General features: G+C 61.9%; 10 protein-coding genes and 1 pseudogene. All 11 read right to left on the minus strand.

Annotation, left to right across the window (positions count from 1 at the left end; all coding sequences use genetic code 11):
• A pseudogene (locus NKI52_RS32145) lies at positions 1-258 on the minus strand (lipid-A-disaccharide synthase); the annotation flags it as partial.
• A complete protein-coding gene (locus tag NKI52_RS32150) occupies positions 248-1,150 on the minus strand; it encodes an LpxI family protein (RefSeq protein WP_352448825.1) in 903 nt (300 codons plus the stop codon). The gene NKI52_RS32150 and the pseudogene NKI52_RS32145, both read right to left, overlap by 11 nt.
• Positions 1,151-1,156: 6 nt before the next feature.
• Complete coding sequence (gene lpxA / locus NKI52_RS32155) at positions 1,157-1,990, minus strand: acyl-ACP--UDP-N-acetylglucosamine O-acyltransferase (RefSeq protein WP_352474276.1); 834 nt, start codon at positions 1,988-1,990, stop codon at positions 1,157-1,159.
• A 13-nt stretch (positions 1,991-2,003) separates the two neighbouring features.
• Positions 2,004-2,468, minus strand: coding sequence for a 3-hydroxyacyl-ACP dehydratase FabZ (gene fabZ, locus NKI52_RS32160; RefSeq protein ID WP_023674942.1), 465 nt, complete (start codon positions 2,466-2,468; stop codon positions 2,004-2,006).
• Entirely contained in the window at positions 2,461-3,519 is a 1,059-nt protein-coding gene (gene lpxD, locus NKI52_RS32165) for a UDP-3-O-(3-hydroxymyristoyl)glucosamine N-acyltransferase (RefSeq protein WP_352700814.1), read from the minus strand. Before lpxD ends, fabZ begins: the two co-directional genes overlap by 8 nt.
• Before the next feature lie 181 nt (positions 3,520-3,700).
• Positions 3,701-6,064, minus strand: coding sequence for an outer membrane protein assembly factor BamA (gene bamA, locus NKI52_RS32170; protein ID WP_352625621.1), 2,364 nt, complete (start codon positions 6,062-6,064; stop codon positions 3,701-3,703).
• A gap of 217 nt (positions 6,065-6,281) precedes the next feature.
• Positions 6,282-7,424, minus strand: coding sequence for an RIP metalloprotease RseP (gene rseP, locus NKI52_RS32175; protein ID WP_023674938.1), 1,143 nt, complete (start codon positions 7,422-7,424; stop codon positions 6,282-6,284).
• Positions 7,425-7,528: 104 nt separating this feature from the next.
• On the minus strand, positions 7,529-8,362 hold the full coding sequence (locus NKI52_RS32180) for a phosphatidate cytidylyltransferase (RefSeq protein ID WP_352474281.1): 834 nt from the start codon (positions 8,360-8,362) through the stop codon (positions 7,529-7,531).
• Positions 8,363-8,365: 3 nt separating this feature from the next.
• On the minus strand, positions 8,366-9,088 hold the full coding sequence (locus NKI52_RS32185; RefSeq protein WP_352700815.1) for an isoprenyl transferase: 723 nt from the start codon (positions 9,086-9,088) through the stop codon (positions 8,366-8,368).
• 32 nt (positions 9,089-9,120) lie between these two features.
• Positions 9,121-9,675: a ribosome recycling factor gene (gene frr, locus NKI52_RS32190; protein ID WP_084640965.1), complete on the minus strand. Its 555-nt coding sequence runs from the start codon at positions 9,673-9,675 to the stop codon at positions 9,121-9,123.
• Positions 9,676-9,766: 91 nt separating this feature from the next.
• Entirely contained in the window at positions 9,767-10,489 is a 723-nt protein-coding gene (gene pyrH / locus NKI52_RS32195) for a UMP kinase (protein ID WP_023674934.1), read from the minus strand.
• Positions 10,490-10,683 lie beyond the last annotated feature (194 nt).

The following is a 10,683-nucleotide window of genomic DNA, read 5'->3' on the forward strand; positions in this document are numbered from 1 at the left end:
CGCGTTTTCCGTCTGGCCGATCCGCCGCATCAGGCGCGGCAGGTCGCGCAGGATGGCGCTAAGCCCCATCAGTGCGATCTCGCTGCCGTCGAACAATGGCGCCAGGCCGAGCGCCTGCAAATGGCGGCCGCCGATGCCGACAAGCCGAACTTCGCGCCCGGTCATGCGCTTGAGCGCCTGCACAAGGTCGGCGCCAAGCAGGTCGCCGGACTCCTCGCCGGCGACGACGGCTATCTTCAACGGCCGCTCATTCGCCATGCGCCGGCTCCGCAGCAGGCAGGCCGATTACGAACAGGCCGAGCGCATTGGCACGTCCGATGGTGGCGGGACCTTCGAGCACTAGCGAGCGACCGGCTTCGACGGCAATGCCGGCCAGTCCGGCGGCATGCGCCGCCTCGACGGTCAGCGGGCCGATGGAGGGCAGATCGGCACGCAGTTCCTGACCGGGCTTGGCGCATTTGACCAGAACACCTCGGCTCCCGCCGGCCAGCCTGCCATGCCCGCGCAACTCCCTTGTCCGCTCGAGCAGCCCGTCGGTGCCTTCGACGCCTTCCAACGCAATGGCGCGGCCGCCGACCGCAACAGCCGCTTGGCCGATATCCAGCGCGCCGATGGCTTTTGCCGCCGCGTGCGCCGCCTCGATGTCGCGCCAGTCGGATTTGCGTGGCGCCGCCTTGGTCAGCAGGCCTTCGGCGGCGACCAGCTCCGGCACGATCTCGTGAGCGCCGACGACCTTGATGCCGCTGCGCTCGATCCTGCGCACGAACAGTTTCAGCACCGTATCGTCGCCCCGGGTTACACCGACGAAGAGGCTGGGTAGCCACGCGAGCAGGCCCAAATTGAGGCGCATGGCGCTCAGCCTGGGGCGGCGCGTGATATGACCCGCGGTTACGAGATGCGTAACGTGATGCCGCTTAAGGATCGGCAGCAGCGAGCCGACGTCTTCCAGCCTCAAGGTTGCCTGCTCATAGGGCTCGAAATCGGCTATGCGATCGACCTCGCCGGCCGCCATCACGACGAAGGGCAATTTGCCTTGCCGGGCGAGCGCTCGGGCAATTTCGACCGGGAGACTGCCGCCGCCGGCGATGATGCCGACCTTGGCATCTGGCGCGAGATCAAGGCCCTTTCCGGCAGCCTCAATCTTCGTCATCTGCCCTCAGTCTTCATCATCGGTATCGTCGCCGTCGCTACCCTTGAGCGACGGCACGGCGTAGTGCCGCTTGCCGCGACCGGCGATGAAGTCGACGATCTTCATGGCAGTCGGCGACGAGGCGAATTCCGCCTTGGCGAATTCGATGTTTTCGCCGACGGTCCGGGAGCGATCGAAGATCGTCTTGTAGGCTTTGCGCAGCAAGTGGATCTCCGAACGCGGCAGGCCGGCGCGCTTCAAGCCAATGATGTTGAGGCCGCGAAGGCTGGCACGGTTGCCAACGGCGATGGCGTAAGGAATGACGTCGCCGACGATCGCCGAGCAACCGCCGAGAAAGGCGTTATCGCCGATGCGGACAAACTGATGAACCGCGGTAAGGCCGCCGATGTAGACATTGTCACCGACTTCGCAATGCCCGCCTAACGTCGCTTGATTGGCGAAGGTGGCGTTCTTGCCGACCACGCAGTCATGGGCAATATGGGCATAGGCAAGGAAATTGCCGTTGTCGCCGATCGTCGTCTCGCCGCGGCTGGAATCGGTGCCGACATGCATGGTGACACCTTCGCGGATCGTGCAGTTCTCGCCGATCACTAGCGTGGTACGGCCGCCCTTGTGCTTGGTGTTCTGCGGCGGCCCGCCCAGTATCGCCATCGGATAGACCTTGGTCGATGCACCGATGGTGGTCGCGCCAATCACCGAGACATGGCTGACCAGTTCGACGCGGTCGCCGATCACGGCGTCGGGGCCGACGTGACAGAAGGGCCCGATGCGGGCGCCTTCGCCGATTTGGGCGCCTGCCTCGATGACCGACGATGGATGGATGACTGTCTGGATTTTCATTAGCATTCGTTTGTCAGCCGCTTGCGACCATCATCGCCGAGATCTCGGCTTCCGCCGCCTTGGCGCCATCGACGAGGGCCTCGCAAGCGAATTTGAGAAGATTGCCGCGTTTCTTGATTTTCTTCACATGAATTTTCAGCTGGTCGCCTGGAACGACCGGCTTGCGGAACTTGGCATTGTCGATGGTCAGGAAATAAACCAGCGACGGCTTTTCCGTACCAAGGCTGCGGATGCAGATGGCGCCGGCCGTCTGCGCCATCGCCTCGATGATCAGCACGCCGGGCATGACCGGCTGGTCGGGGAAATGACCTTGGAAATGCGGCTCGTTTATGGTGACGTTCTTGATGCCGATGGCGGATTCGTCGCCATCTATGTCGACAATACGGTCGATCATCAAGAACGGATAGCGGTGCGGCAGGAGCTTCATCAGCCGCATTATGTCAACCGCTTCGAGCGTCGCCGCTGCGATGTCAGCCATTTCCCCCCTCACCCTGTTTGCGCGTCCGTGCAAGTCTGCGCAAGGCCGCTATCTCGCGCATGGCTTCCGCCATCGGCTGCGCCGGATATCCTCCCCAAATCTCACCGGCAGGCACATTGCTCATAAACCCGCTTCTTGCCGCAAGCTTGGCCCCGGACCCGATGGTCAAATGATCCGCAAGGCCGACACCGCCACCCATGGTGACGTTGTCGCCTACCGTCACGGAACCGGAAATACCCGAAAGCCCGGCTATTATGCAATTGCGGCCGATGCGAACGTTGTGCGCGATCTGCACCAGATTGTCGATCTTGGTGCCCTGGCCGATGATCGTGTCGGACATGGCGCCGCGATCGACGGTCGTATTCGACCCGATCTCGACGTCGTCCTGGATGATGACGCGGCCAATCTGCGGAACCCGCTCCGGACCCTTGGAGCCGGCCACGAAACCGAAGCCATCCTGGCCGATCCTGGCACCGCCATGGATGATGACGCGATTGCCAATCAACGCATATTGCACGCTGGCACCTGGACCGACATAGCCGTCGCGGCCAATCTGCGAGGACGGACCGATGACCGCATGCGGGGCAATGACGGTCCCGCTGCCGATGGCAGCGCGAGGTCCGATGATCGCACCCGCTTCGATGATCGCACCGGCCTCGACATGGGCAGTCGCATCGATATGGGCGTGCGGCGAGATACCGGTTTCGCCGGTCATCGGTCCAGGCGTTGCAGCCGCCGGAAAAAGCAGACGCCCGACCATTGCGAAGGCCTGCTGCGGGCGCGGATGCACCAGCACTGCGATGCCCGCCGGCGCCTTGCCGGCAAATTCGGCAGGGCAGAGAACCGCCGCCGCCCGCAGTGACTGCATCAGGGCGAAATTGCGCCTGCCATCGACGAAGACAAGGGCGTTCTCGCCGCCTTCGTTGGCGGGCGCCAGAGCCTCGATCGATACATCGGAGAGACCGGAATCAACAAGCGTCGAACCGGTCAGATTCGCGACTTCGCCGGCCGTATACCGGCGTGAGGGCGCGAAGAACACCGGATCGGTCATTCCAGAAGCAATATCCAGCTAGCGCATGACCCCGAAAATCGGAAATCGACCCTCGGAAAGGATCATGCGCAAATCAAAGTGCTACAACGTCCTTTGCGCGTCCGATAGGACGCGCTGCGCTGTAGTGTCGGATCACTGCCATCCGGATCCAAACGAGCCGGAAGCATCATTGCCCGCTACATCAGAAGCGGGTCGATATGCCGAAGTTGAATTCCTGCACGTCGTCGGTCTTTTCTTTCTTGACCGGGATCGCATAGTCGATGCGGATCGGGCCGAAAGGCGATGCCCACATCAAACCGACACCGACGGAAGCGCGCCATTCCATGCCGGTTGTCGAAGAATTGACAAGGCCACTTGCGATTTTGCTGCCGTAGAGCGTTGCCGCATCGGCGAACACAGCGCCACGCAAACCGAAGCTTTCGGGGATGACCGGCAGCGGGAACTGAGCTTCCGCCGAGGCATTGAAGTAGGTAGTGCCGCCGAGATGGTCATTGCTGTTGTCCGAAGCAACCGGGCCGATGCCGCCATATTCGAAACCGCGGATCATACGGTCGCTGCTCTGGAAATGGTCGAAGACGCGCAGATCGCCGTTGCCATATCCCTGGACATGGCCAGCGCCGCCCGAAACGAGGCCCACCAGGTCCAATTGTTCGGACAACGTCTGATAAATGCTGCCGCGCGCCGTGACCTTGATGAACTTGGCATCGCCGCCGACGCCGGCCACTTCGGTGCCGACATTGGCATAAATACCGTCATGCGGGTTCTTCATGTCGTCGATGGTATTGTAGATCAGGCCGAGGCTGACCGAGGACTTGAGCCATGGGCTCTCTTCAACGCCGTTTACGATCGCCTGGGAGACGTCGCAGGTGCCACCATTGATAACGGGAACGCAGCCCTCGTCGAACTCGTACTTCTCTTGCGCAATATTATAAGCCAGCTGCGTTGAGATGTTGTCGGTGATCGGCAGACCGAAGCGGACGGTCGCGCCTGTCGTGTCGCTGTCGTAATGGTCGTAGTTTCGGCTCTGCTTGTAGATGTCGAAGCCGGCCGCGATCCGGCGGCCGAGGAAATAGGGTTCGGTGAAAGAGAAGCTGTAGTCGCGCGAGTTCTTGCCACCGCCCGCCGCCACCTTGATGAATTGGCCGCGACCGAGGAAGTTGCGCTCACTGACGGAACCTTCGACGGACGGACCTGACGTTTCACCGCCGCTCGAATAACCGGCGCCGACCGTGAACTCACCGGTCGATTTCTCGACCACATCGACCACCAGCACAACCTGGTCCGGCTCAGAACCCGGAACGGTGGAAATTTCGACTTTTTCAAAATAATCGAGCGCTTCCAGCCGCCTCTTCGCGCGCTGGATGAGCACCTGATTGAAAGCATCGCCTTCGCTGACATCGAACTCGCGGCGAATGACGTAGTCGCGCGTCCGATCGTTGCCGCGAATCTCGATGCGCTCGATATAGGCCTTGGTCCCCTGATCGACCGTATAGACGACCGAGATCGTGTGGTTCTCGAAGTTGCGGTCGCCGCGCGGCGTCACCTGGGCGAAGGCATAGCCGGATCCAGCGACCTTTTCGGTCAAGGCGATGATCGTGTCCTCGACGTTCTTGGCGTTGTAGACATCGCCCTTGTGGGTCTCGACCACCGATTCAAGCGACTTGGCGTCGACCTCGGGGATCGTGCTTTCGACGCTGACATCCCCGAACGTATAACGCTCGCCCTCCTGTACCGTGATGGTGACGGTGTATTTGTTGGTGGTGTCGTCGAGTTCGCCGACAGCCGAGACGACCTGGAAGTCGGCATAGCCGTGATTATAATAGAAGCGGCGCAGCAGCTCCTGGTCGGCGCGCAGCTTGTCCTCGTCATAAACGTCGTCGCGCAGCACGAACGACAGGAAGGACGAACGCTTGGTGGAGATGATGTCCGACAGCCGGCGGCTCGAATAGGCGCTGTTGCCGACGAAATTGATCGCTGCGATCTGGGTGCGGCCGCCTTCGTTGATGTTGAAGACCACGTTTACCCGGTTGTCGCCGAGATCCATGATCTGGGTGGTCACGGCGGCATCGTCGCGGCCGATACGCCGGTATGCGGCCTTGACCGCCTCGACATCGGCATCGAGCTGCTGTTGCGAGAAGGTGCCGCGCGGCTTCAATTGCACCGCGGCCTCAAGCGCGTTGTCCTTAAGCTTCTTGTTGCCCTGGAACAGCACCTGGTTGACGACCTGGTATTCGGACACCTTGATGACCAGCGTCGATCCGACCTGGTTGATCTGCACATCCGAAAACAGCCCGGTGCCAAACAGCGCCTTGACCGCATCGTCGATATCCGAACTGGAAAACGCCTTGCCGGGCTTGATCGTCACGTAATTGCGGATGGTGTCCGCGTCGACACGCTGATTGCCGGTGACTTCGACTCTGGAGACGACAGCCGCCTCGGCGGCCGATGTGGCAACGAACTGCACTGCGAGCGCGCCTGGTACAACCAGAGCGGCGGACATAGCCACCGCGGACGCGGCGCTCAGAAACTTGGATGCTGCCTTCATCGGGCTTTTGTACCTTTTCTCGAAGTCCCCACGGCGAGAAAACCGGACGTGCGGTAATTTCCCCTACCGTATTAACCGGATTTTCCCTACACGCAAGGCTTCTGGTTAATTTGTATTTACTTAACCCTGAGGCGTGGCTTTCGCGTCACGCATATCCCCACGCATGGTAAACGGCGTCTCAACATTGCTCGTGCCGAAGCCAAATTCCTTCATGATTTCAGCACCCAAACAGATCGTTCCAGAAAACAAAGCCCATGAACCCGAGCACCAATATGAGGCCGCTTCGGTAAGCCATTTCCATCATGCGTTCGGACACCGGCCGCCGGATGACAGCCTCCACGCCGTAGAACAGAAGATGCCCTCCGTCGAGGGGGGGAATCGGCAAAAGGTTGAGAATCCCTATCCCGACTGACAGGAATGCAACAAGCTGCACGAGCCATTCAAAGCCGAGCTTTGCCGCCTGACCCGACATCTTGGCGATCTTGATGGGGCCGCCCAGCTGGCACTTGTCCTCGCGACCGACAACGAAACGTTGCAGGAACTGGCCGGTACGCTGGATGACGTGTCCGGTTTCCTGGACCGCTGCCCCGACCGCCCCGGCCGGACTATAGGTGATCAGCCGTGGCTGGCCGAGTTCCTTGTTGTTGACGACGCCGATCACGGCCACCTGGACCTTGTTGCCCAGTGCGTCTTGTTGTTCCATCAAGCGCGGCGTCGCCGTGACGGTGATTTCCTTGCCGGCGCGTAACATGACGAAGGTGATGCTGTCGCCGGCGCGGCCAGAGACCAGACGCTGGACGTCGGCAAAGGTCTCGACCTTGCTGCCGTCGACGCTGACGAATCGGTCGCCGGGCATGATGCCGGCCGCGGCGGCCGGACTGCCGACGGTGACCTCAGCCACCATCGGCTCCAGCACGGGCCGGCCATGGACGGAAAACAGCACGGCAAAGACGGCGATCGTCAGCAGGAAGTTGAACAGCGGCCCCGCCACGACGGTCGCCGCCCGCTTCCAGATCGGCTGCGTGTGGAAGGCAACCTTGCGTTCTTCGTCGCTCAGCGCCTCGATCTCCTCCGAGCTGGGCTGGCTCGACGTCGCGTTCATGTCGCCGACGAACTTGACGTAGCCGCCGAGCGGTATGGCGCAAAGCTTCCAGCGCGTGCCGCGGCTATCGTTGAAGCCGATGATCTCTGGGCCGAAACCGATCGAAAAGGCTTTTGCGCCGATACCGCACCAACGCCCGACGAGGTAATGGCCCATTTCGTGGACAAAAACGACCACGGTCAGCACGAACAGGAAAGGCACCAGCGTGCCGAGGACAAAGCCCTCTGTGCTGAAAACCGCGTGAAAAATCTCGTTCAATTCATGCCCTCAAATTCATCCACGGCACAGATCACGCCGCGACTGTGACATCAATCCAGGCGAATCCATGACGCAGCCCCGCGCCGGCCCACCGACGATGCCGTTCAAACCGGAAACAGCCCCTGTGCCGGATGGTCGGCGGTCGCGGAAATCCAGCCGATGACGTATAGGGCGAAAGCCGCCGCGACAAGCCCATCTACCCGATCCATGATGCCGCCATGGCCGGGTATCAGCGTGCCGGAATCTTTACGGCCGTGGCGTCGCTTGACCCATGATTCGAACAGGTCGCCGGCCTGCGCGACAATCGAAAGCACCAGTGCGACCACGCCAAGCACGACGAGGTTGCCCGTTCCGGCTACGGCGGCCAGAAGCAGCCCGGCCACTACGCCGCCGACCACCCCACCGAGCGCCCCGCTCCGCGTCTTGCCCGGCGAGATCGACGGCGCCAGCCTTGGACCACCGATGGAGCGGCCGACGAAATAGGCAAAGATATCGGTCGCCCAAACCACGGCGAATAGGAACAGAATGGCCAGCAGCCCTGAATGGTCGCCGTCACGCAAGAAGGCCAGCGACAAGCCGGACACGGCCGCATAGGCAAGGCCGGATGCTTCCCACGGTCCTGCCCTGCGCATGGAAGAAGCGACGGCAGTGACAGCAACCAGAGCCGCGACGAGCGGCAGCAGCAAAGACGCAGGCAGGCCGGCGACGAGGGCACCAATAAAGACCACGATCAGCGCCTCGGGCAGAAAGCCGAGACCTGCCGTGGCACCAGCACCTGCCGGGGCAACGGGGCGGCTCATCCGCGTCCACTCGTAGAAGATCACCGCCGCCATGGCGGCGCAAAGCAACCGGAAGGACAGTCCGCCGAGCCAGGTCAGGGCAAGCGTGACGATGGCAAGCACGACGGCCGAAATGACCCGGAGTTGGAGGTTGCTCATTCCTCAGCCTGAGGCGACATCTTGGGCGGCAAGTCCGCCGAAGCGGCGCTCGCGGCCGGCGAAATCGCGCAGTGCATCGGACAGGTGCTCGCGACTGAAGTCGGGCCAGTAGCAAGGCAGGAAAACGAGTTCGCTATAGGCGGCCTGCCATAACAGGAAGTTGGACAGCCGAAGCTCGCCGCTGGTGCGGATGACCAGTTCCGGGTCCGGAATGCCCTCTGTATCGAGCGAGCTGGCAAAGGAATCGGCCGTGATCGCGTCGCTCTCGATCTCACCGCGCGCCGCCGCCGCTGCGAGCTTGCGCGCGGTGCGCACGATCTCGTCGCGCCCGCCGTAATTGAAGGCAATGACCAGTGTCAGCGCCTCGTTGCTGAGAGTGAGCGTTTCGGCTTCCTCGAGCAGCCCCCTTATGTCGGGCTGCAGCCCTGCCCTGTCACCGATGACCCTGATCCGCACCCCACTCTGGTGCAGCTCGGCGAGGTCACGTCGGATGAAAAGCTTCAGCAGGCCCATGAGGTCGCTGACTTCGGATTTCGGCCGTGACCAGTTTTCCGACGAAAAAGCGTAGACGGTCAGGAAGGAGATGCCGAGGCCGGGGGCGGCGCGAACTGTCTTGCGCAGCGCCTCGACGCCGGCGCGGTGACCGGCCAGCCGCGGTAAGCCGCGCGCCTTGGCCCAGCGTCCGTTTCCGTCCATGATGATCGCGACATGCGCGGGCGTTGCCATATTCTCGCTTCCGGGCCAGGCGTGGCCAGACCCTAGACCTGCATGATTTCCGCTTCCTTGTCGGAAAGCAGGTGGTCGATGGTGCTGATTGTCTCGTCGGTCAGTTTCTGAACCTGGTCGGCCCGTTTGCGATGGTCGTCCTCACTGATGTCGCCGTCCTTTTCCGCCTTTTTCAGAAAGTCCATGCCGTCCCGGCGAACGTGGCGTGCGGCGACGCGGGCATTCTCGGCATAACCGTGCGAGATCTTGACCAGCTCCTTGCGGCGCTGTTCGTTGAGCTCGGGCAGCGGAATCCTGAGATTGGTACCGTCGACGATAGGATTGAAGCCGAGATTGGCTTCACGGATGGCGCGGTCGACTGCGCTGACCATCGACTTGTCCCAGACCGAAACCGAAATCATGCGCGGTTCCGGCACCGACACTGTTGCCACCTGGTTGATCGGCATGGTGGTGCCATAGGCCTGCACCTGGACGGCATCGAGCAGGTTGCTCGACGCGCGGCCGGTGCGCAGCGAAGCCAGATCATGCTTGAACGCGGCGATCGCCCCGTCCATGCGCCGTTTGAGATCGTCGTACTCGCCACTCATCATCGTCTCCTCGACCCGTTAACCCGGGTTCACTGCTTAGGCCCTGTTCGAGCCTCATCCGCAACCGGTCCCTTTCGGGTTCATGGTCCGGTCAATCGTCTGCGACAACCGTGCAACGGCCACCGCCCCTCAGGATATCGCCGAAGCCACCCTTCTCGTGGATCGAATAGACGATTATCGGAATGTTGTTTTCGCGCGCAAGTGCAATCGCCGCCGTATCCATGATCGAAAGCCCGCGTTTGATGACTTCGTCATGGCTGATCCGCTCGAAACGTGTCGCATGCGGGTCCTTCTTGGGATCAGCCGAATAGACACCATCGACCTGGGTGCCCTTGAACAGAGCATCGGCGCCGATCTCGGCGGCGCGAAGGGCCGCAGCCGAATCGGTGGTGAAGAACGGATTGCCGGTGCCGCCGGCGAAGATGACGACCTTGCCCTGGTTCATGTAGGCGGTCGCCTGACGCTGCGAAAAACTTTCGCAAAGCTCGGGCATGGCGATCGCCGACAGCACCACGGCGTCGACGCCGATCTTGTTGAGCGAGGTGCGCAGCGCCAGCGAATTGATAACCGTGGCAAGCATGCCCATATGGTCGCCGGTGACGCGGTCTCCGCCTTTTGACGCAACCGCGACGCCACGGAAGATGTTGCCGCCGCCTATGACGACACCGACTTCGATGCCCAATGCGCGGGCCTCGGCGATGTCGGCGGCGATGCGGTCGACCACCGATACGTCGATGCCGAAATGCTGCTCGCCCATCAACGCTTCGCCCGACGCTTTCAGCAAGACACGTCGGTAGAGGGGCTTCACCGTCATCTGGTCCTCGTCATCGTGCGTGTGACGCGTTTCGGTGCGCCCCGAAACACTGGGCGTTCCGATACACGAAGGGCGCCGCGCTGTAACGCGGCCCCCCCGCCCGGAAATTGAGATAGTGGACCGGGGTAGACCCGGGGTCTTTTAAAAAAAAGACCCTGCCCACGCACATAAGCGGGTATAAATAGGGTGGGGCC

This window comes from Mesorhizobium sp. M0590, assembly GCF_040320905.1.
In the GTDB taxonomy this organism is placed as follows: Bacteria; Pseudomonadota; Alphaproteobacteria; order Rhizobiales; family Rhizobiaceae; genus Mesorhizobium.

What these genes read in the sequence shown, in the direction of transcription:
- NKI52_RS32150 (WP_352448825.1), bottom strand. Translation starts at nt 1,150, where the DNA reads ATGACGAAGATTGAGGCTGCCGGAAAGGGCCTTGATCTCGCGCCAGAT.
- lpxA (WP_352474276.1), bottom strand. Translation starts at nt 1,990, where the DNA reads ATGAAAATCCAGACAGTCATCCATCCATCGTCGGTCATCGAGGCAGGC.
- fabZ (WP_023674942.1), bottom strand. Translation starts at nt 2,468, where the DNA reads ATGGCTGACATCGCAGCGGCGACGCTCGAAGCGGTTGACATAATGCGG.
- lpxD (WP_352700814.1), bottom strand. Translation starts at nt 3,519, where the DNA reads ATGACCGATCCGGTGTTCTTCGCGCCCTCACGCCGGTATACGGCCGGC.
- bamA (WP_352625621.1), bottom strand. Translation starts at nt 6,064, where the DNA reads ATGAAGGCAGCATCCAAGTTTCTGAGCGCCGCGTCCGCGGTGGCTATG.
- NKI52_RS32180 (WP_352474281.1), bottom strand. Translation starts at nt 8,362, where the DNA reads ATGAGCAACCTCCAACTCCGGGTCATTTCGGCCGTCGTGCTTGCCATC.
- NKI52_RS32185 (WP_352700815.1), bottom strand. Translation starts at nt 9,088, where the DNA reads ATGGCAACGCCCGCGCATGTCGCGATCATCATGGACGGAAACGGACGC.
- frr (WP_084640965.1), bottom strand. Translation starts at nt 9,675, where the DNA reads ATGAGTGGCGAGTACGACGATCTCAAACGGCGCATGGACGGGGCGATC.
- pyrH (WP_023674934.1), bottom strand. Translation starts at nt 10,489, where the DNA reads ATGACGGTGAAGCCCCTCTACCGACGTGTCTTGCTGAAAGCGTCGGGC.